17 protein-coding genes and 1 pseudogene are annotated in these 20231 nt (G+C 70.6%); 6 read left to right on the top strand and 12 right to left on the bottom strand.

Translation table 11 applies throughout. The features are described from left to right. Positions 1–268 precede the first annotated feature (268 nt). Positions 269–1780 (top strand): D-alanyl-D-alanine carboxypeptidase family protein, encoded by a 1512-nt coding sequence (locus H180DRAFT_RS10800; RefSeq protein WP_254665967.1) that lies wholly within the window; start codon positions 269–271, stop codon positions 1778–1780. 121 nt (positions 1781–1901) lie between these two features. On the opposite strand, the pseudogene H180DRAFT_RS10795 reads toward H180DRAFT_RS10800, so the two are convergent. The 3 genes and pseudogenes from H180DRAFT_RS10795 to trpS all read right to left on the bottom strand — a co-directional run. Further along, a pseudogene (locus H180DRAFT_RS10795) lies at positions 1902–2729 on the bottom strand (YihY/virulence factor BrkB family protein); the annotation flags it as partial. Between the two features lie 129 nt (positions 2730–2858). Further along, positions 2859–3479 (bottom strand): 2'-5' RNA ligase family protein, encoded by a 621-nt coding sequence (locus H180DRAFT_RS10790; protein WP_055485801.1) that lies wholly within the window; start codon positions 3477–3479, stop codon positions 2859–2861. 115 nt (positions 3480–3594) lie between these two features. Further along, positions 3595–4608 carry a tryptophan--tRNA ligase gene (trpS, locus tag H180DRAFT_RS10785; RefSeq protein WP_055485800.1) on the bottom strand — a complete coding sequence of 338 codons (1014 nt, stop codon included), beginning with the start codon at positions 4606–4608 and terminating at the stop codon, positions 3595–3597. Between the two features lie 331 nt (positions 4609–4939). Here trpS and rocD point away from each other — a divergent pair, with 331 nt between their 5' ends. Further along, positions 4940–6142: an ornithine--oxo-acid transaminase gene (rocD, locus tag H180DRAFT_RS10780; protein WP_055485799.1), complete on the top strand. Its 1203-nt coding sequence runs from the start codon at positions 4940–4942 to the stop codon at positions 6140–6142. Between the two features lie 162 nt (positions 6143–6304). Here the strand turns inward: rocD and H180DRAFT_RS30375 are convergent, their stop codons facing one another. Together H180DRAFT_RS30375 and H180DRAFT_RS10775 are read right to left on the bottom strand one after the other, a co-directional pair. Beyond that, positions 6305–6535, bottom strand: coding sequence for an alpha/beta hydrolase family protein (locus tag H180DRAFT_RS30375; RefSeq protein ID WP_254665966.1), 231 nt, complete (start codon positions 6533–6535; stop codon positions 6305–6307). Beyond that, positions 6433–7599: an acyl-CoA thioesterase/BAAT N-terminal domain-containing protein gene (locus H180DRAFT_RS10775; RefSeq protein ID WP_254665965.1), complete on the bottom strand. Its 1167-nt coding sequence runs from the start codon at positions 7597–7599 to the stop codon at positions 6433–6435. The genes H180DRAFT_RS30375 and H180DRAFT_RS10775 overlap by 103 nt, the downstream gene beginning before the upstream one ends. A 92-nt stretch (positions 7600–7691) precedes the next feature. Between H180DRAFT_RS10775 and H180DRAFT_RS10770 the strand changes: the two genes are divergently transcribed. Continuing rightward, a complete protein-coding gene (locus H180DRAFT_RS10770) occupies positions 7692–8609 on the top strand; it encodes a transglutaminase-like domain-containing protein (RefSeq protein ID WP_055485798.1) in 918 nt (305 codons plus the stop codon). Between the two features lie 82 nt (positions 8610–8691). Here H180DRAFT_RS10770 and H180DRAFT_RS10765 read toward each other — a convergent pair whose 3' ends face one another. From H180DRAFT_RS10765 to H180DRAFT_RS10740, 6 genes are all read right to left on the bottom strand, one after another. Next, positions 8692–9681: a trypsin-like serine peptidase gene (locus tag H180DRAFT_RS10765; protein ID WP_055485797.1), complete on the bottom strand. Its 990-nt coding sequence runs from the start codon at positions 9679–9681 to the stop codon at positions 8692–8694. Positions 9682–9909: 228 nt separating this feature from the next. Then, the gene (locus tag H180DRAFT_RS10760) at positions 9910–10701 is read right to left on the bottom strand and encodes a succinate dehydrogenase iron-sulfur subunit (protein WP_055485796.1); all 792 of its coding nucleotides are present in this window, start codon (positions 10699–10701) and stop codon (positions 9910–9912) included. After that, positions 10701–12455, bottom strand: coding sequence for a succinate dehydrogenase flavoprotein subunit (gene sdhA, locus H180DRAFT_RS10755; RefSeq protein WP_055485795.1), 1755 nt, complete (start codon positions 12453–12455; stop codon positions 10701–10703). The genes H180DRAFT_RS10760 and sdhA overlap by 1 nt, the downstream gene beginning before the upstream one ends. Before the next feature lie 26 nt (positions 12456–12481). After that, positions 12482–12964: a succinate dehydrogenase hydrophobic membrane anchor subunit gene (locus H180DRAFT_RS10750; protein WP_055485794.1), complete on the bottom strand. Its 483-nt coding sequence runs from the start codon at positions 12962–12964 to the stop codon at positions 12482–12484. A gap of 6 nt (positions 12965–12970) precedes the next feature. Further along, positions 12971–13351 (bottom strand): succinate dehydrogenase, cytochrome b556 subunit, encoded by a 381-nt coding sequence (gene sdhC / locus H180DRAFT_RS10745; RefSeq protein WP_074466731.1) that lies wholly within the window; start codon positions 13349–13351, stop codon positions 12971–12973. 322 nt (positions 13352–13673) lie between these two features. After that, positions 13674–14363: a 2-oxo-4-hydroxy-4-carboxy-5-ureidoimidazoline decarboxylase gene (locus H180DRAFT_RS10740; RefSeq protein WP_302622439.1), complete on the bottom strand. Its 690-nt coding sequence runs from the start codon at positions 14361–14363 to the stop codon at positions 13674–13676. Positions 14364–14691: 328 nt separating this feature from the next. Between H180DRAFT_RS10740 and H180DRAFT_RS10735 the strand changes: the two genes are divergently transcribed. The 3 genes from H180DRAFT_RS10735 (at position 14692) to H180DRAFT_RS10725 (ending at position 18643) form a co-directional block, all read left to right on the top strand. Then, the gene (locus H180DRAFT_RS10735) at positions 14692–16296 is read left to right on the top strand and encodes a beta-N-acetylhexosaminidase (RefSeq protein ID WP_055485792.1); all 1605 of its coding nucleotides are present in this window, start codon (positions 14692–14694) and stop codon (positions 16294–16296) included. Between the two features lie 329 nt (positions 16297–16625). Next, positions 16626–17279, top strand: coding sequence for an RNA polymerase sigma factor (locus H180DRAFT_RS10730; protein ID WP_055485791.1), 654 nt, complete (start codon positions 16626–16628; stop codon positions 17277–17279). Continuing rightward, positions 17279–18643: a hypothetical protein gene (locus H180DRAFT_RS10725; RefSeq protein ID WP_055485790.1), complete on the top strand. Its 1365-nt coding sequence runs from the start codon at positions 17279–17281 to the stop codon at positions 18641–18643. Before H180DRAFT_RS10730 ends, H180DRAFT_RS10725 begins: the two co-directional genes overlap by 1 nt. A 511-nt stretch (positions 18644–19154) precedes the next feature. Here H180DRAFT_RS10725 and H180DRAFT_RS10720 read toward each other — a convergent pair. Next, positions 19155–19997, bottom strand: coding sequence for a L,D-transpeptidase family protein (locus H180DRAFT_RS10720; protein WP_074466748.1), 843 nt, complete (start codon positions 19995–19997; stop codon positions 19155–19157). Between the last annotated feature and the right edge of the window lie 234 nt (positions 19998–20231).

The raw sequence follows: 20231 nt of genomic DNA, 5'->3' as shown, positions 1-20231 counted from the left end.
CCTGCACGAGGCCGCTCGCGGAAGCCGGATCCTCCTCCGGCGAGAAGCCGGAGGCCGGTGCGCGCGCGACGAAGCCGGCGCCCTGTCCGGCCGGTGTTCGGGGCCGCATCCGACAGGGCCAGAGGTTCGGCCCGAAGCTGAACCGACGTCAGGACCACGGCGGCGTATGTCTGTCGGCCTAACCGCGTAGCCCATGAGGGGCCACCTGACGGGCCCTACGGAGGACTGCGGCATCCACAAGTGTTCGAGGGGCATGTAATTTCGCCCTGTGCCGACTTCCTCACCCAGCGCCGTTCGCCTGTCCGCGACTGCCGCAGCCGCCTTGTCCCTCGCACTTCTCCTCCCCGCATCGCTCGCCGGCACCGCTCATGCGGCCGCCCCCGGCGCCCCGCCCGCTCGTGCCGTGGCGGACGAGGACGAGGACCCGCAGCCGCCGGCCCGCATGTCGGAGGTCGGCGGGAAACTGCTCGGCTCACCCGGCACGCAGATGAAGCCCAAGTCCGGGCAGAAGCCGCCGGAACTCCCCGAGGACATCACCGCGCGGTCCTGGATCGTCTCCGACGCGGAGTCGGGGAAGGTGCTCGCCGCCAGCAACGCGCACTGGAAGCTGCCGCCGGCCAGCACGCTGAAGATGCTGTTCGCCGACACCGTGCTGCCGAAGTTCCCGAAGACGAAGACGCACAAGGTCAAGGCGTCCGACCTGGAGGGGCTGGGAGAGGGCAGCAGCCTCGTCGGCGTGAAGGAGGACCAGACGTACTCCGTGCGCGATCTGTGGCGCGGTGTCTTCCTGCGTTCCGGCAACGACGCGGTCCACGTCCTCGCCGCGATGAACGGCGGCAAGGACAAGACCGTCCGCGAGATGAACGAGCAGGCCGAGAAGCTGCGCGCCGGGGACACCAACGTCGTCAGCCCCGACGGCTACGACAAGAAGGGCCAGGTCTCCTCGGCGTACGACCTGACGCTCATCGCGCGCAACGGAATGCAGAAGGCCGACTTCCGCGAGTACGCCTCCACGGCCCGCGCCCAGTTCCCCGGCGAGGAGAAGAAGGGGAAGAAGCGGGAGACGTACGAGATCCAGAACACCAACCGGCTGCTGACCGGTGACATCGGCCTCGACCCGTACCCCGGCATCGCCGGTGTGAAGAACGGCTCGACCTCGGAAGCCGGGGCGACCTTCACCGGCGTCGCACAGCGCGGCGACAGGGTCCTGCTGGTGACGTGCATGCACCCGGACGGGCGGCAGGGCGGGCTGGAGGTCTACAAGGAGACCGCCAGGCTCTTCGACTGGGGCTTCAAGGCCGCGGACAAGGTCGAGCCGGTCGGCCAACTCGTCGCGCCGGCAGGCATCGGCTCCTCCGGGAAGTCCGGTGACCGCGAGGACCGCGGCAAGGCCGCCGACAGGGCCACCGGTGGCAGCGGCGAGGGCGGCGAGGGCTCGGGCGGTGCCGGTTTCGCCCTGGCCGTCACCGCCGGCTGTCTGGTGCTCGTGGCGGCGGTGGCCTATGCGGTGCACCGCCGCTGGCCCATCCCGGAGCTGGCGAAGCTGCGGACTCTTCCGTTCGTCCACGGAACCCCTCCGGGCCCGGCGGGCGGTTCGGCCTCCGTCTCGCTCAAGGACTCCGCTTCCGGCTCCGCCACCGGTGCGGACTCAGTAGCCGGCTCCGGAGGGACGGACTCTCCGAAGTCTCCGGACTCTCCCGGTCAGGACGGCCCTTCGGACTCTCCCGGTCAGGACGGCCCTCCGGGCTCGGATCCGGTGGGGGCCCGGAAGCCCGACTGACGCCGCGCCGCGTCTCCACCTCGCGTACGGGAGCGGCGCGTTCGGACTCCACGGGTTCGGGCGCGCCGCTCCCGAGTGCGTCGATGTCCTCGATCGGTTTGCGGGTGCGCTCCGTCGCCGTCCATGCCGCGCAGAAGAGCATCAGCTTCGCCATGAAACTGATCCACAGCAGCAGTGCGATCGGCGTACCGAAGGCACCGTAGATGCTCTTCGTCGCGACGCCCCGCAGATAGCCGCCCAGCAGCAGCTTCAGCAGCTCGAAACCGACGGCGCCCATCCCGCAGGCCAGGACGGTCGCACGGCGGGGCGGACGGACGCCGGGCAGCACCGTCAGCACGTACCACAGCAGTGCGAAGTCAGCCGCGAGAGCCGCCGCGTAACCGGCCGCGCTCAGCAGGACGGCGCCGGCCCCGTGCTCGCGGAGCCCCACCAGACCGGCGGCCCAGCCGACTGCGGAGACGGCGAACGCGGACCCGGCGAGCGAGACGAGCCCGACGAGCCCGAGCCCGGCCAGCGCCCCCAGGTCCTTCAGCTTCAGCACGACCGGGTTGCCCGGGTCCTCCTCCAGGTCCCACAGGGCGCGCAGGCTCTCCCGGAGGGTGCCGACCCAGTTGATGCCGGTGAGTACGAGCGCCGCACCCGCGACGAGACCGATGGTGCCCGCGTTGTCGGCCAGGGACTGCAGATTCAACTGATCGGAGATCCCCGGCACTTGACGGTCGATCGTGCGCTGCACGGTCCGCATCCGCTCGGGAGTCAGCAGCGACGCCCCGACGGCCGCGAAGACCGCGAACATGGGGAAGAGGGAGATGAAGCTGGTGAACGTGACGGACGCGGCGTGCCTGTCCCACTTGTGCTCGTCCAGGTGCTGGTAGACCCGCCATACGCGGGTCCGGAAGAACCACGCCGCCACGGGACCGATCACTGGCAGCTTCTTCAGCCATTCCATGATCGGCGACTACCCGCTCAGCGGTCTCTCATCCGGCTGCCCCGGCTGCCCCCCGCATGGTTCGGCGGGCCTGCCGGGCCTGCCGGGCCTGCCGGGCCCGCCGAACCAGGCGGGGCCGCGGCTCCGCGCTCAGCGCGACGGGGCGAAGTCCGCGCCGTCCCCGCAGACGGGGAAGGGCTGCGGGACCTGCCGCGGAACGCCGGAGACGGACAGCGCCGGCTCCTCGCCCGAACCGAAGGTGAACTTCCGCTGGAGCCGCCACACGAGGTCGGACCCCTGCTCGTACAGGGCGAAGCCCGTGGCCGTCCACGACGCCTCGAAGCCGGCCAGCTCCTCGAAGGCCCGGTCCATCGACTCCTCGGAGATGCCGTGCGCGACGGTCACGTGCGGGTGGTACGGGAAGGCGAGTTCACGCGCCACGGGGCCGTCCGCGGCGCGCACCCGCTCCTGGAGCCAGGAGCACGCCGACGCCCCCTCGACGAGCCGCACGAAGACCACGGGGGAGAGCGGACGGAAGGTGTCGGTGCCCGACAGGCGCAGCGTGAACGGGCGCCCGGCCGAGGCCACCCGCGCCAGGTGCGCCTCGATCGCCGGCCGGTCGGCCGGGTCGGCCTCCGTCGGCGGGAGCAGGGTGATGTGGGTGGGGATGCCGTGAGCCGCCGGGTCACCGAAGCTCGCACGCCGCTGCTGGAGCAGACTGCCGTGCGGCTCGGGGACGGCGATCGATACACCGAGCGTGACGGTCCCCACCTCGTGCTCCTCCCTGCTCGATGGCCGGTCCCCGGCCTGCTGTCCGGTCCTGCGTGCTGTGAGCTGCATCTTCCTGGCTGGTGGTCGTGAGCTGCTGCCGGCTGGTTCCGTGGTCTCAGTGCTTGCCGGGCAGCAGTCCCACCTTGTCGTAGGCCTGAGCGAGCGTCTCGACCGCGACGGCCCGTGCCTTCTCCGCGCCCTTGGCCAGAAGCGAGTCCAGCGTCTCCGGGTCGTCCAGGTACTCCTGCGTACGGGTGCGGAAGGGGGCGGCCCACTCGCTGACGATCTCCGCGAGGTCGGTCTTCAGCGCACCGTAACCCTTGCCTTCGTACTTCTGCTCCACATCCGCGACCGCGGAGTCCGTCAGCGTGCCGTAGATGGTGAGCAGGTTGCTGATGCCCGGCTTGTTCTCGGGGTCGAAGCGGATCTCGGTGCCCGTGTCCGTCACCGCGCTCTTGATCTTCTTCGCGGACGCCTTCGGGTCGTCCAGAAGGTCGATGATCCCCTTCGGCGACGACGCGGACTTGCTCATCTTGATCGCCGGGTCCTGGAGATCGAAGATCTTCGCCGTCTCGCGCAGGATGTGCGGCTCGGGAACGGTGAAGGTCCTGCCGTAGCGGCTGTTGAACCGCTCCGCGAGGTTGCGCGTGAGTTCGACGTGCTGGCGCTGGTCCTCGCCGACGGGAACACGGTTGGCCTGGTAGAGCAGAATGTCGGCGACCTGGAGGATCGGATACGTGAACAGGCCCACGGACGTCCGGTCGGCCCCCTGGCGCGAGGACTTGTCCTTGAACTGCGTCATCCGGGAGGCCTCGCCGAAACCCGTCAGGCACTCCATCAGCCAGCTCAGCTGGGTGTGTTCGGGCACGTGGCTCTGCACGAACAGGGTGCAGCGCTCCGGGTCGAGACCGGTCGCCAGCAGCTGCGCCGCGGCGAGGCGGGTGTTGCCCCGCAGCTGCGCCGGATCCTGCGGAAGTGTCAGAGCGTGCAGGTCGACGACCATGTAGAAGGCGTCGTGGGTCTCCTGCATCGCGACCCACTGACGAACGGCACCGAGGTAGTTGCCGATGTGGAACGAGCCCGAGGTGGGCTGGATGCCGGAGAGTACACGCGGACGGTCATTGGCCATGCGCCCATTGTCTCAGGTCCGTCCGGCCGGGCGTGCACAGTTGTGCAGTGAGCTGAGGCACCGTGTCGCGTGCGCGTGCCGCCTCAGCGCGGTTCCCGCGTCCGCGTGCGCCGGGTCCGCGCCCCGTCCGCGGCCGGGCCGGTGCTGCTGCCGTCCGCTTCCGTCCGCCCCGCCCGTCCCGGATCGTCCCGCGAGAACCCCGCACCGGCAGCAAAGCTTCTTCGCAGGAGGCCGGGTGGACGATAGAAATAGGCAGCCCTCCGCACCGCCACGGGAAGAACGGCTCAGCGGGAGGCGCCGCGGGACCACACGAGACGAACGGAGACCCCGGATGTCCACGTCGGAAAGGCTGATCGCCGCCTCCGAAGCGCGCAGCGCCCACAACTACCACCCCCTGCCCGTCGTCATCGCCTCCGCCGAGGGCGCATGGGTGACGGACGCCGACGGGCGGCGCTACCTCGACATGCTCGCCGGTTACTCGGCGCTCAACTTCGGGCACCGCAACCAGCGGCTCATCGACGCCGCCAAGGCTCAGCTGGACCGGGTGACGCTCACCTCCCGCGCCTTCCACCACGACCGCTTCGGGGAGTTCTGCGAGCAGCTCGCCGAGCTGTGCGGCATGGAGATGGTCCTGCCCATGAACACCGGCGCGGAGGCCGTGGAGACCGCCGTGAAGACGGCCCGCAAGTGGGGTTACCGGGTCAAGGGCGTGCCCGACGGGCGCGCGAAGATCGTCGTCGCGGACAACAACTTCCACGGGCGTACGACGACGATCGTCTCCTTCTCCACCGACCCCGAGGCACGCGCCGACTTCGGTCCGTACACGCCGGGATTCGAGATCGTCCCCTACGGAGACCTCGCCGCCCTGGAGGCCGCGGTCGACGAGGAGACCGTCGCGGTGCTCCTGGAGCCGATCCAGGGCGAGGCGGGCGTGCTGGTGCCGCCGGCCGGCTACCTGCCGGGCGTGCGTGAACTCACGCACAGCCGCAACGTGCTCATGATCGCGGACGAGATCCAGTCCGGGCTGGGCCGCACCGGCGCGACCTTCGCCCTCGAACACGAGGGCGTGCAGCCCGACATGTACGTGCTGGGCAAGGCGCTCGGCGGCGGTGTCGTGCCGGTCTCGGCGGTCGTCTCCTCGCGGGACGTGCTGGGTGTCTACAGGCCGGGCGAGCACGGGTCGACCTTCGGCGGGAACCCGCTCGCGTGCGCGGTCGCGCTGGAAGTGATCGCCATGCTGCGCACTGGCGAGTTCCAGCAGCGTGCGAAGGAGCTGGGCGAGCACCTCCACCACGAACTGGGCGTGCTGACCGGCGGCGCGGTGCGCGAGGTGCGCGGCCGCGGTCTGTGGGCGGGCGTGGACATCGATCCCGCGCACGGCAGCGGCCGGGAGCTGTCGGAGAAGCTGATGGAACGCGGAGTCCTGGTCAAGGACACGCACGGCTCGACGATCCGTATCGCGCCGCCGCTCGTGGTGACGAAGGAGGACCTCGACTGGGGTCTGGAGCAGCTCGTCGACGCCCTCGGCGGCTGATCCGGGGGCTTCGGCCGGCGGCGGGCCCGCCGCCGCACGGACGGGCGGGAGCGGGCGAGGGACACTCGCACGCTCCCGCCCGTACTGCTTCTCGCCGTCTCTCCCCCTGTGCCGCCTTCTCCGCCCCCGCGTCTGCGGCCTCCGGCCGCCTCCGGTGCAGCCCTACTTCTCCAGCAGCTTCAGCACCCGTGCCCAGCTGTCCTCGCGGGCCTCCTGGTCGGAGCCGGATGTGCTGACGACCTCCCCGTCGGCGCCGCCCTCCTGGCCGGGCTGCCCGAAGGGGAACCAGTTCACGTGGTGGCCCGCCTTCGGGTACGTGACCTGCCGGTGGCTCGCACCGGACGCGTTGCGCTGCGAGGCGATGACGCGGGCGGCCCCCGCCGCGCCCCACATCTTGTCGTTCCCGCCGGCGATCGCGAGCACCGTCCCGCGTACGTTGTCCAGCCGGATCGGCCCCCCGCCGGGATCGGCCGGCCGCGCTCGGCCCAGGCGGCGCGGCCCGAAGGCCCCGCCAGATAGGGACCGTTGACCTTGGCGGAGGGCGCGTAGGCGATGACGTCGCGGAACGCGCGCGGGTGGCGCTGCCCGAGGAGCTGCGCGATCTCGCTGCCGCGCGAATTGCCCATCACCGCAAGGCGGTCGGGGTCGGCGCCCGGCTCACGGGCCAGTACGCGGGCGGCCCTGAGGAAGTAGGACGTGTCGATCATGTCGATGGCGTCAGGGCGCCCGGAGCCCTTGCCGCAGCGGAAGTAGCACAGCGACATGGCCGGATGGCCGCGCGCGGCCAGCAACGCGGCCGCGTACTCGCCGGAGTTGCCGCCTTCCGAGCCGCCGAAGACCAGGACCGGGGCGCGGCGGTGTTCGCCCTTCGGCGGCGTGTACATCTCGCCGTCGACGCGGTCCCTCGCGACCGTGAGCTTGCGGTGGCGCACCTTTGACGTCAGCCACTGGCGGGTGACCGTACGGTCCGCGATGTGCTTCCCGTTCCTGCTGACGGTCAGGCGCACTTCGTACGAGCGCTTCTCGGCCGGTGAGGGCGGGTGGTAGGAGAAGGCGTCGCCGCTGCCGATCTTCCTCACGCCACTGCCCGACGTGGGCAGCATCGCGCCGAACAGCCCCATGCTGTCCGCCTCGGCGTACGGGCGTCTGCCCAGCGGTGCCTGTTTCTCCAGGTCGATGCGGCCGCGGGCGTCGGCGCTGAAGTCGCCGCGCGCGCTCCACCGTTGACCCCGCTGGTCCACGGCTTGCGTGGCGACAGTCACACGGTCCCGCGCCCCGAGCCCGCCGATGCGCACCTTCACGTCCTGGTCGGCGAGCGCCACGGGGCGGTCGACGTGGATCGCCGCGCGGTCGTCGTCCGGCCTGGCCGCGTCGTCGGTGCCGCCGCCGGAGCAGGCCGCCGTCGCCAGCATCAGCAGCGCGGCGAAGCCCGCTCTTGCCTTCGGTGTGCGTCCCACGCGGGGCACCCTACGCACCCCCGCGCCGATCCTCGGAACCCGGTATTCCTCCCGGCTGGAAATCCGGGACGATATCCGCAACGATTTCGCGCATGCTGCCCGCAGAGCGTGACTTCTATTTGACTCAGAGCGCCCACAGTGATCCGGGTACGGGGGACAGACTCGCGGGACTGCCCAGTAGTCCCGACGAACTGGCCCTTCTCGTCAGGCACTTGCTCATCCACCGCGAGGAGGCCGGCCGTTTCGGGTGTGCCCTGCCGGAATCCCGCTACCGCACCGAAGCCGAAACCCGCTACATAGCCGACATCCTGGACATGGTGCTGGAGCTCGACGACGCTCCGCTCATCGCACCCCGCCGTCCCCTGGACCGCTTCGCCGGCACCTGCCGCGACTTCGCGCTGCTGCACTGCGCACTGCTGCGCCACTCCGGAACCCCGGCCCGCATCCGCTGCGGCTACGCCACCTACTTCGCCGAGGGCTTCCACGACGACCACTGGGTCACCGAATACGTCCACCCCGAGCGCGGCTGGACGCTCAGCGATCCGCAGATGGTGCCGGACGTGCGCATCGAGTCCCCGTACGAGCTGGACTTCGACCCGCTCGACGTGCCCCGCGACCGCTTCCTCGTCGCCGGAGAGAGCTGGCGCCGCTGCCGCAGCGGTGAGGCCGACCCGAAGACCTTCGGCGTCAGCGTGCTGGGCCTGATGGGCATGTGGATGGTGCGCGCCAACGTCGTACGCGACCTGGCGGCGCTCAACAGGGCCGAAGTGCTGCCCTGGGATGCGTGGGGAGCGGGCGACGCCGGGCGCGAAGGCCAGGACGAGGCCGGGGAGGAGACGCTGGCCGTGCTCGACGAGGCGGCCCGCGTCACCGTGGCCGCGGATTTCGACGAGGTGCGCGCGCTGTACCGGAACAGCCCGCTCCTGCGGATGCCGGAGACGGTGACCTCCTACCAGTCCTACGACGGCCAGTGCGAGGTCCGTCTGCGCAGCGACCCGGAGGCACGGTAGCCGCGGCGGGGCCGGAGGTCGTGAGGACCTCCGCCCCGCCGCAGCGACGGTGGCGACGACTGTGCGCGATGTCTCCCCGGGTTCAGCCGGCCTGAGCGGTCTCGTACAGCGTCTTCGCGTCCTCCCCGAAGTACGGACCGAACATCGTGTTCGGCAGGAAGGTGTAGCCGAAGCTGTTGACCGAGGCCTGCAGGCCCGTGCCCGACGCCTCGTCGAACTCCGTGAACCACGGGCCGCCGCTGGAGCCGCCCGTCATGTTGCACGACAGGCCGTGATCCTCGGTGAGCAGGAAGTCCTGGAAGGACGTGCCGCTGCAGTAGATGAGCTTCTCGCCGTCGTACGGGTCGGCGGCGGGGAAGCCGAAGGCGTACATGGTGGTGTTGTAGGGGGCGTTGAACGAAAGCCCCTGACCGCCGACGACGTCCGTGAGCTTCTTGCCGTCCAGCGGGTTCACCACCGCCGCACCGATGTCGAAGTTCATGTCCTCGCTCGACTCCCACTGCGGGGTGGTCAGCGTCTTGGACGCGGTCCACTTGCCGTGCGGGGCCTCGCCGTCGTGGTAGCCGGGCACGAACACCCAGTCGGTGTGCCAGGCGCCCTGGTACTTCACGCAGTGCCCCGCCGTGATGACCGTACTGCCGTTGTCGCTGGTGACCGCGTCACCGGAGCAGGAGGCGTCACGGTCGCCCATCTTGAAGAAGACACGGCCCGTGGTCTTGACCACGTCGCCGCCGCCGGACCAGGGGCCGCCCGGCTCGGGCAGCGCCTTGGTGATGGGGTCCGTGTCGAGCGGGGGTATCTTCAGCTCCTCGCCGCGGGGCACGGCCTTGCCTGCCCGCTCGACGGCGCGGGCACCGACGTCGAGGAGATCCTCGACCGGCGTGGCCTCACGCATCCGCTCGGCGGTCCACGCCCCGGCGGCGCGTTCCTGTGCGGCCTCGGACACCGCCGAAGTGGGCGTGCTGCCGCCGGAGTCGGCGGTCGCGGGGGTGGTCTGGAGCGCGAGGCCGAGGAGGGCGCCTGCGGCCACCAGGGCGCCGGCGGTGCGGCGCGTACGTCGTGTGCGTCTCACGCGTACTCCTTCTGCTGGGATGGGGCAGATGAGTGGTGCGGACAGACGTGCGTTTGCAGGGATACGAGATCCCGGTGATGCGGTGGTGCGTCGATAGCGTGCCCCGAAATCGGCCCCGGTGAACGGAAGTCGGGGCACGGGCACGACAAAGCGCCCGGGGCCGTGCCCCGGGCGCCGTCGTGTTCCTGTGCGAGCGGGCGCGCGGCGGGCGCCTCCTCGCGTCGTGGGTCAGAAGCGGCGCGTGATCAGCGCCCGCTTGACTTCCTGGATCGCCTTCGTCACCTCGATACCGCGAGGGCAGGCTTCCGTGCAGTTGAACGTCGTACGGCAACGCCACACGCCGTCCTTGTCGTTGAGGATCTCCAGCCGCTGCTCGCCGGCCTCGTCGCGGCTGTCGAAGATGAACCGGTGGGCGTTGACGATGGCCGCCGGGCCGAAGTACTGCCCGTCGTTCCAGAAGACCGGGCACGAACTGGTGCACGCCGCGCACAGGATGCACTTCGTGGTGTCGTCGAAGCGCTCCCGGTCCTCGGCGGACTGCAGCCGCTCACGCGTCGGCTCGTTGCCGCTCGTGACGAGGAACGGCATGACGTCCCGGTACGCCTGGAAGAACGGGTCCATGTCGACGACGAGGTCCTTGAGGACCGTCAGGCCCTTTATCGCCTCGACGACGATCGGCTTGGCGCCCTTGCCGTCCTTGATCTCCGCTATGTCCTTGATCAGCGTCTTGCAGGCCAGCCGGTTGCGCCCGTTGATGCGCATCGCGTCCGAGCCGCAGATGCCGTGCGCGCAGGAACGCCGGAAGGTGAGCGTCCCGTCCAGCTCCCACTTGATCCTGTGGAGCGCGTCCAGGACGCGGTCCTTGGGGTCGATGTCGAGGGTGAAGTCCTCCCAGCGGGCGTCCGCCGAGACCTCCGGGTTGAAGCGGCGGACCCGGAAGGTGACCGTGACCAGGTGCGAGGCCCCGGCCTGCGAATCCGCCGCGGACTCGCCCGACTTGTCCAGAACTGCGGTGCTCATCAGTACTTACGCTCCATCGGCTGGTAGCGGGTCTGCACGACCGGCTTGTAGTCGAGCCGGATCGACTCTGTGCCGTCGTCGCCCACTTCGCGGTACGCCATGGTGTGCCGCATGAAGTTGACGTCGTCGCGGTTGGGGAAGTCCTCGCGGTAGTGACCGCCGCGGGACTCCTTGCGGGCCAGCGCGGAGACGGCCGTCACCTCGGCCAGGTCCAGCAGGTTGCCCAGCTCTACGGCCTCGAGCAGATCGGTGTTGAAGCGCTTGCCCTTGTCCTGGACGCTGATGTTCCGGTAGCGCTTGCGCAGTTCGCCGATCTCCTCGACGGCCTCCTTCAGCGTCTGCTCGCTGCGGAAGACCATGACGTTCTTGTCCATGCACTCCTGGAGCGCCTTGCGGATCTCCACGACGCGCTCGTTGCCCGTCGCGTCACGCAGGTTCTCCACCTCGCCCTCGACGAACGCGGCCGGGTTCTCCGGCAGTTCGGTGAAGTCGGCGGTGGCGGCGTACGCCGCGGCGGCGATGCCTGCGCGCCGCCCGAAGACGTTGATGTCCAGCAGCGAGTTGGTGCCGAGCCGGTTCGCGCCGTGCACGGAGACGCAGGCGACCTCGCCGGCCGCGTACAGCCCGGGCACCGGCGTGTTGTTGTCGGCCAGCACCTGGCCCTGCACGTTGGTCGGCATGCCGCCCATCGCGTAGTGCGCGGTCGGCTGGATCGGCACCGGGTCGGTGTACGGCTCGATACCCAGGTAGGTACGGGCGAACTCGGTGATGTCCGGCAGCTTCGCGTCCAGCTGCTCGGGCGGCAGGTGCGTCAGGTCGAGGAAGACGTGGTCCTTGTCCGCGCCGCAGCCGCGCCCCTCACGGATCTCCGTGTAGATCGCGCGGGAGACGACGTCACGCGAGGCGAGGTCCTTCATCACCGGGGCGTACTTCTCCATGAAGCGCTCGCCGTCCCGGTTGCGCAGGATGCCGCCCTCGCCGCGGGCGCCCTCGGTGAGCAGGATGCCCATCTTCCAGATGCCCGTCGGGTGGAACTGGAAGAACTCCATGTCCTCCAGCGGCAGTCCGCGCCGGAAGGCCGCGGCCTGGCCGTCCCCGGTGAGGGTGTGCGCGTTCGAAGTGACCTTGAAGAACTTGCCGTTGCCGCCGGAGGCGAAGACGACGGCCTTGGCCTGGAAGACGTGGATCTCGCCGGTGGCCAGCTCGTAGGCGACGACGCCGGCGGTCTTGCGCACCCCGTCGACCTCGTTCAGGAGCAGGTCCAGGACGTAGAACTCGTTGAAGAACTCCACGCCCTCCTTCACGCAGTTCTGGTACAGCGTCTGAAGGATCATGTGGCCCGTGCGGTCCGCCGCGTAGCAGGAGCGGCGCACCGGCGCCTCACCGTGGTTGCGGCTGTGACCGCCGAAGCGGCGCTGGTCGATGGTGCCGTTCGGGGTGCGGTTGAACGGCAGGCCCATCTTCTCCAGGTCGAGGACGGAGTCGATGGCCTCCTTCGCCAGGATCTCGGCGGCGTCCTGGTCGACCAGGTAGTCGCCGCCCTTGATCGTGTCGAAGGTGTGCCACTCCCAGTTGTCCTCCTCGACGTTGGCGAGGGCCGCGGCCATGCCGCCCTGGGCGGCGCCGGTGTGGGAGCGGGTCGGGTAGAGCTTCGTCAGTACGGCGGTGCGGCTGCGCTTGGTCGCCTCGATGGCGGCGCGCATGCCGGCGCCGCCGGCCCCGACGATCACGGTGTCGTACTTATGGATCTTCATTGGGTCACCTCAGCCCCGTACGTGCGTCAGCGGATGTTCGGGTCGAAGGTGAAGATCACCAGCGTGCCCAGCAGGACGGTGAAGACGGTCGCCGTGTACAGCAGCATCTTCAGCCACAGGCGGGTGCCGTCCCGCTCCGCGTAGTCGTTGATGACGGTCCGCAGGCCGTTCGCGCCGTGCAGCATCGCGAGCCACAGCATCATCAGGTCCCAGACCTGCCAGAACGGCGAGGCCCAGCGCCCGGCGACGAACGCGAAGCTGATCTTGGTCACGCCGCCGTCGAGCACGAGCTGGATCAGCAGGTGGCCGATGACCAGGACGACGAGGACGATGCCGGACAGCCGCATGAACAGCCATCCGTACAGCTCGAAGTTGGTGCGGGTCGCCTTCGGGGTCTGCGAGGTGCGGACGCGCGGTGGCGTGATCACCGGGGCGGGGTTGTCGACGCTGTAGCGGGAGCCGCCGTCGCCGGCGCTCTCGGAGGTCGTGTTCGCGGTGTCGGTCGACATGGTTCATCAGCTCCCGAACAGCGAGTGCAGAGTGTGCTGCAGGACGGGGTAGAAGGCGCCGATCATCAGCACGCCCCAGATGCCGGTCACGGTCCAGAGCATCTGTTTCTGGTACCGCGGGCCCTTCGACCAGAAGTCCACGGCGACGACCCGCAGACCGTTCAGCGCGTGGAAGAGGACCGCGGCCACGAGGCCGTACTCCATGAGATTGACGAGCGGCGTCTTGTAGATCGCCACGGTCTTGTCGTACGTCTCGGGCGATACGCGGACGAGCGAGGTGTCCAGCACGTGCACGAACAGGAAGAAGAAGATGAGGACGCCGGTGACTCGGTGAGCCACCCAGGACCACATTCCTTCCCGGCCGCGGTACAGCGTTCCAGCCGGCACGGAAAAAAACTCCTCCGGGAGCGAAGTCAGAGCCGGCCGCCATCTTCGACTGGGAATGCAGCGGTGTCGGTCGGGCTCGGCCGGGTACGGTCCACCGGCCTGAGCCATCGTAACGACGCATTGTCGGTACTTCGGCCCCGGGAGGGCCGGATGTGATCAATCAGGCAGAGACAGCCGGCGCGGAGGAGGAGCAGGCGGGGGCTCCGGACCGTCGCGCTGTGACCTGGGGCTCACCGGCGGGATGCCGGACCGGATGCCGGAAGAGGTGCGCCGCGAGGCCTGCGTCACACGGGCTCCGCGGGCTCGGCACGGCCGGGCAGGCCTACGGAAGACCTCCGACCATGCGCCGGAGCCTGGCCCGGGCGAGACGCCGCAGCTCCTCCGCCACCACCGGACGTTCCTCCTCCGGATCGTTTCCGAGGCGGGTGCGGATGGCAGCGAGGGCCTGGCCGAGCTGTTCGTCCGGGCCCCATTCGTCGAGGCACATGAGGAAGGCGTGGCCGAAGCGTTTCTCGTACGCGGCATGCGCCGCCCGCAACGCGGTGTGCGCCGCGAGGACCCCGGGCCGATCGTGCCCCCGCGGACCGCCGCCGGATGCGGGCCGCGCCGGGCCGTCGGCGGGCGGGGGGAGCTGGGGCGACTCCGAGGACAGCGCCTCGGCCACGTCCGCCGGCGTCATGTCGTAGCTCGCCTCGTCCAGGGCGGCCAGCAGGGAGCCCGCCTCCGGGTACGGACGGAAGGCGGCGATGCGGGCTGCCCAGCGGCTGCTGCCGCAGCAGCGCAGCAGCACGGCGGCGGCCGTCTCGTCGGGGGCGGCGTTGAAGCGCGACAGCGGCATCGGCAGCGGCGCCGGCACCGGGCCGGACCACGCCGGCACCGGGGCGGCTCCGGCGGGCGGGTCGTCTTCCTGTCCCGGGCCGGCTCCGGCGGGCGGGGCGCCCTCCGGCCCTCGGCCGGGGTCACCCCCGCTCAGCGGGCCGGGGGCGCTCCCGGGTGCGCCGAGGGTGTGCACTGCCGGGGCCTTCTCGTCGCTTCGCGGGCTGGGGGGCGGCATGGGCTCCTCGGAGGGCCGACTGGCGTGTGGGTACCGGTCCGGCGTACGGGTCAGCGCCGGTGACCGCGGACCGGTGGGGGAGCGCGGCCATGAACGGCCGGGCTCACCCTGCGGCTCGCCCAACTCCTGCTGTGTGACGTCCGATACAGCTGTGCGGGTGTGCCTCGGCCACCGTAACGACGCAGAGCCGAACGATTCGACGACTATGGGAATTTCACCCGCACGGGAACGATCCTGGTCGGATACCTGGCGAGTGCGAGACGAAAAGGGGCAATAACGTATCCGTATGCGACCTAAGCGGCCAAAGACCCTGACGGCTTCCGGGGCCCTGCTCACGGCCGGCGCGGTGGGCCTTCTCGCCCTCGGCGGCTGCGCGGGCGATTCCGGCGGCGGGAGCGAGAGCGGGACGGCGACCGGAGGCAGCGGCAGCGCGCACGCGGTGCCAGAGCCGACAGGTCCGGCCCGAACGGGCCCCGCGCCCGCCTCCGTTCCCTCGGTGAGGAAGTGGAAGCCGGTGCGAGGGCCGGCGTGGAAGCCGTCGAAGTTCACCAGGGTCGTCGCCGACCCCGAGGGGCCGCTGGCCGACGAGGCCAGACTGCTCGCCCGGGAGCTCGACGTCCCCTTCTCCAAGGGCCCGGCCCGCACGGGGGACGTCCGGCTGAGCCTGGACCGGGACCTCGGCACCGGCCGCGAGGGCTACGTGATGGACAGCCGCGAGGGCCAGGTGAAGATCACCGGCGCCGGCCAGGCGGGCGCCTTCTACGGCACCCGGACACTGCTTCAGTCCGTGCGTGCCCGTGGAGAAATCGCGGACGGCGTGGTCCGCGACGAGCCGGACCGGCCGCAGCGGGGTCTCATGCTCGACATCGCGCGCAAGCACTTCAGCGCCCGCTGGATCGAGGACCGCATCCGTGAGATGGGTGATCTCAAGCTGAACCAGCTCCAGTTGCACATCTCCGACGACCAGGCGTTCCGGGTCGAGAGCAGCACGCACCCCGAAGTGGTCTCCGATCCGCATCTGACCAAGGCCCAGGTGCGCCGCATCATCCGGCTCGCCGAGTCCCGGCACATCGAGATCATCCCGGAGATCGATTCGCCCGGGCACCTCGGCGCCGTCCTCAAGGCCCACCCCGAGCTCCAGCTGAAGAACGCGGCCGGGCGGCCGACCGAGGGCGCCGTGGACATCTCCGATCCGCGCGCGGCGAAGATCGTGGACGACCTGCTGCGCGAGTACGCCGACCTCTTCCCCGGCAAGTACTCGCACCTCGGCGGGGACGAGTACCTGGCCCTGGCGCAGAGCGACCCCGAGGCCTCGTATCCGGGCCTGGCGGCCAAGGCCCGTGAGGAGTTCGGCCGCGATGCCCGTGTGCAGGACCTCGCGACCGACTGGCTCAACGACCGGGCCGAGGTCGTACGGAAGAAGGGCAAGACGGCGCAGGCGTGGAACGACGGCATCCACGCGGGCGGCGTGGTCCGCGCCAACCGCGACCGGCAGGTCACTTACTGGACGGGCAGGGAGGCCGGCGAGCGCAGCCCCGAGTCGTATCTCAGGGAGGGCTGGAAGCTGATCAACCTCAACGACGAGTTCCTCTATTACGTGCTCGGCGAGCCCAACAACTTCACATACCCGACAGGGCGCCGCATCTACGACAAATGGACTCCGGCGGTGCTCCGTGGCACGAAGCCGGTTCCGAAATCCCTCTCGGGCCCCGAGCACATCCCCGGCGGCCGCTTCGCCGTCTGGTGCGACCGCTCGCAGGCACAGACCCCCGAACAGGTCGCCGCGGGAATCAGGGCGCCCCTCCGCGCGACGGCGCAGAAGCTGTGGGACCCCCGGAAACCGGCCATGAGCTGGGAAGACTTCAAGCGGCTCGGAGAACGCACGAGCTGAGGACACCCGGCGGGCCTGCCGGAAAATGCGAGAGCGACCGGGGTCGCCACCCCCCACAGGAGAGACCCCGATCGCCCTCGAGAACGGGCGCACCACGCCAGGGGCAGGCCCGTACTCCCTTCAGCGTCCGCACTCCTCATTCTGTTACCTGGTCAACTTCGCCGGTCGACTTGCGTGGACTAAGACGCACACTTGGCCTTAGCGTGCTCTGGCATCGATGCTGGTCTGTGTGTGAGGTATACGCAGATATCAGCGAGACGACGACAGGCGCCCGACCAGGGGCATGACCAGATCCGTTGGGACATCGCGGAGTGGGGCGAGAGACGGCCGTGCAGGGGGACGACGCGGAGTTGACAGCCGCGGTGCTTGCGGCACAGGGCGGGGACGAAGTCGCTTTCCGCATTGTGTACCGCACTGTGCACCCGCGGCTGCTCGGCTATGTCCGCACCCTTGTCAGTGACGCCGATGCCGAGGACGTCACCTCGGAGGCCTGGCTGCAGATAGCCCGGGACATCGGCCGGTTCAGCGGCGACGCGGACCGCTTCCGCGGCTGGGCGGCGCGAATAGCCCGGAACCGGGCGCTCGACCACCTGCGTTCGAGAGGCCGCCGCCCCGTCATCGGCGGCGACGAGAGCGACTTGGCCGTGCTGCCTGCCGGAGCCGACACCGCCGACGAGGCGCTCGAAGCTCTCGGCACTGGCCGCACGATGGCTTTGATCTCGCGTCTTCCGCAGGACCAGGCCGAGGCCGTGGTGCTGCGCGTCGTGGTCGGTCTCGACGCCCAGAGCGCCGCCCAGGTGCTGGGCAAGCGTGCCGGCGCCGTACGGACGGCCGCGCATCGGGGTCTGCGCAAGCTCGCACAATTGCTGGAGGAATCCGCCGAAGATCTCCCGGACGCAGGAGAACCGCCACCCGGTCCGAATGCGTCTCCCACGACGCGCGGTGTGACGCATAAGGCGACACGAACGCTGAGGGAAACGTGATGGCGGACGACGACCGGTACAGGTGGCTGGACGACGAAGCGGCGGAGCGCTTGCTCCGCGGTCAGGTTCCCAATGCGCGCAACAGTCGGCGCGACGGACGTCACCGGGCTGGTCACAACAACGTTGAAGGGGCTCCCACCAGCGGCTCGGGCCGCTCCTCCGCGCCCGCACCCTCATGGGCACGCGGCGGTTCCGTACCGCAGCAGCGCACCGCTGAGGACCGCCTCGATTCCTTCCTCGACGCGCTCGTCGACGAGCAGACGGCGACGCTCCACGCGCTCGGCGCGGCCCGCGCCGGAAGGGCGCCGGGTGAGGCGAGTGCCGAACTCCCCGGCGAGGCCGCCGCGGTGGCGGCCTTCCGCGCGGCGCAGCCGGTCATGAGCGCCGGGCACAGCGGCACCATCGACATCACGGCGGGCCCGACGGAGGCCGAAACGGTCATCGGCAGGCGCGCCGCGCGCGAGAACGCGGGCCGGGCGCGCGACCGCCGGCCCGGAGCGGCCCGGCGCGGAACCCTCATGGGACGTCCGCTGCGGGCGGGCTTCGCCATGGCCGTCGCCGGATGTGCGCTCGGCGGGGCTGCGGTGGCGGCCGGAGCGGGAGTGCTGCCCACGCCGTTCGGCGGGGGCGGGTCACCCGCGGCGAGTGTCTCCCCGCTGGCCAGTCCCGGCGACGAACGCAAGGAGTCGGCCGGCGCCGGCGGCAGCCCCGATGACAGCGACGGGCCAAGACGCGGCACCCGCGAGGGTGGCCCGTCCGACTCGCCCACCGGCGAGGACCTCGCGGGCAAGGAGCGCGGACGGGACGGGAAGTCGAAGGGCCGCCCCACGGGCGACGAGGACTGGTGGAGCGGCAACGGCAAGGGACTTTCCGGGGCCGACAAGAAGGCGATGGCGCGTGCGCTGTGCAAGGCGTACGAGGACGGCAAGCTCTCCGCCCACGACAGGGTCCGCCTCGAATTGGTGGCCGGCGGCCCCGAAGGCGTGAAGAAGTGGTGCGAAAAGTATGACTCCGGGCGTGACGGCCAGGGCTCCCGCGGCGCGGACGGCTCGGGCGGCGCAGGCGGGCCGGACGGACCCGGGGGTTCGACGTCGGGTGATGACGGCGGTCCCGGCGACGACGCCGACGAAGACGATGGTGGATCCACCGGCGGGGAGACGGCTGACGGTGGCTCCACGGGCGGCAGCAGGCCGGACGACGGCGGCGGCGGCTCCGAGGACCTCGAGGGCCAGTCCGGCGACTCGGAGGGCGGCGACTCGGAGGGCGGCGACTCGGAGGGCGGCGATTCGGAGGGCTTCTCCTCGCCGGACGCCGAACCCTCACCCAGTGCGGAGGAGACCGCACCGGCCGGCGCGCAGCAGTAGGCAGGTCGCGAACTCGTCGTCTCCGCAGTCCTGTTCGGCCCTGTGCGGGCACAGCCCCCGGATTCCGCCGGGGGCTTTTTCATGCCCCGGCGGTGCCGTCGGCCGCTCCGGTGGCGGGCTCGGCCCGCCCGACAGCCGCCCGTTCAACCGGAGTTGTGCGCCCGTATGCGGGCGGTTCAGCCGGAGCAGGAGAGATGTGACGCAGGTCACGCAGTTTGGTTGAATCCTGGTGTGACACTTTCGGCGGGGACGGCGCAGTAACAAGTGAGCCGACTGGTCATCGGCTGCGCGACAAGTCCAAGGTTCCCCCCGTACCTTCGGGCTCGCGCATATGGCGCGGGCGGGACACGTTCCCCCGGTCCCGCCCGCGCCCCATCTCACTCCCGGCGAGAACGGCCGGCGCAGCCGCCTCAGGAGCGGCGACCCCTCATCTCACCTCAGCCTCCGGCTACTTGAGGCCACTCCTCACACCTCGTCCGCCCGCGCTTCCCGCGGTAGGCGGGCGGACGGCTCACTTGTAGACGACGACCTTGTCGCCCTTCCGCACCTGGGCGAAGAGCGCCGCGATCTTCTTCTTGTCCCGTACGTTGACGCATCCGTGCGACGCGCCGGCGTATCCGCGGGCCGCGAAGTCCGAGGAGTAGTGGATGGCTTGGCCGCCGCTGAAGAACAGCGCGTACGGCATCGGGGTGTCGTAGATCGTCGAGACGTGATCACGGCTCTTGAACCCGACGCTGAACTTCCCCTCCCGCGTGGGCGTGTAGGCCGAGCCGAAGCGCACGTCCATCGCCGAAAGCATCCGCCCGTTCACGTACCAGGCCAGCGTGCGGCTCTTCTTGCTGACGCACAGCGCACGCCCCGTGAGGCAGCGCGGGTCAGGGTCGTCGAGCGGACGAGCCGTCGGCGGGTACAACTCGTCACGGGACGGCGCGGACGTGCGGGCACGCAGCGCGCTCCACACGCTCGATGTGACCGCCCCACCGGCACTCATGCCCTGCCGGCGCTGGAAGGCGCGGACCGAAGCGGTGGTGACCGGCCCGTAGTAGCCCGTCGGATTCCGGTCGAAGAGCTGCAACTTGCGCAGCCGCGCCTGGAGTTCACGCACCTGCGCGCCGCCCGAACCCGTCGTGAAGAGCACCGGGTCGGCGGGGACGGCCCGCTTGGCGGGCTTCGGCGGCTGCGCCGGCCTGTCGGGGTTCTTCTCCTGTGTGCTGTTGCTCACGGAGGAACGCGCCGGCTTCTCCGTCGGCGCGGGCGCGACCGAAGTCTTCGTCACATGGATCGGCCCGTTCCCCGTCGTCTGCGCCTTGCAACCGGCTGCCGCGCCCCCGGTGACGACGAGCGCCGCCGTCACCGCCCACACGCTGCCGCGCCTTGCCTGTACCGGCCTTCCCGGCCGTCTGGCCCCCACCATGCGAACCCCCGCAACCTGAGCGGACAACACGGAATTTCCCGACACCGATCGCCCATTCTCTTCCCTCGCGGTCCGGGTGTGAACCTCGGTGCGCGGCGGCATCCTGTGAGGGCGGGACGGCACGCTGTGAGGAACGTCCCAGCGTGCGGCCCTGCAACGGACGGACGCGGATCG

This window comes from Streptomyces sp. WMMB 322, from assembly GCF_900090145.1.
Lineage (GTDB): Bacteria > Actinomycetota > Actinomycetes > Streptomycetales > Streptomycetaceae > Streptomyces.
Note: the sequence above shows the minus strand (reverse complement) of the source record. Positions and strands in the feature narration are given on the sequence as shown.

Bases quoted from the DNA above. Each gene is read 5' to 3' on its own strand.
- H180DRAFT_RS10760 (WP_055485796.1), bottom strand. From the start codon at position 10,701: ATGAGCACCGCAGTTCTGGACAAGTCGGGCGAGTCCGCGGCGGATTCG.
- H180DRAFT_RS10725 (WP_055485790.1), top strand. From the start codon at position 17,279: ATGGCGGACGACGACCGGTACAGGTGGCTGGACGACGAAGCGGCGGAG.
- rocD (WP_055485799.1), top strand. From the start codon at position 4,940: ATGTCCACGTCGGAAAGGCTGATCGCCGCCTCCGAAGCGCGCAGCGCC.
- sdhA (WP_055485795.1), bottom strand. From the start codon at position 12,455: ATGAAGATCCATAAGTACGACACCGTGATCGTCGGGGCCGGCGGCGCC.
- H180DRAFT_RS10770 (WP_055485798.1), top strand. From the start codon at position 7,692: ATGCTGCCCGCAGAGCGTGACTTCTATTTGACTCAGAGCGCCCACAGT.
- H180DRAFT_RS30375 (WP_254665966.1), bottom strand. From the start codon at position 6,535: ATGTGGGGCGCGGCGGGGGCCGCCCGCGTCATCGCCTCGCAGCGCAAC.
- trpS (WP_055485800.1), bottom strand. From the start codon at position 4,608: ATGGCCAATGACCGTCCGCGTGTACTCTCCGGCATCCAGCCCACCTCG.
- H180DRAFT_RS10735 (WP_055485792.1), top strand. From the start codon at position 14,692: ATGCGACCTAAGCGGCCAAAGACCCTGACGGCTTCCGGGGCCCTGCTC.
- H180DRAFT_RS10750 (WP_055485794.1), bottom strand. From the start codon at position 12,964: ATGTCGACCGACACCGCGAACACGACCTCCGAGAGCGCCGGCGACGGC.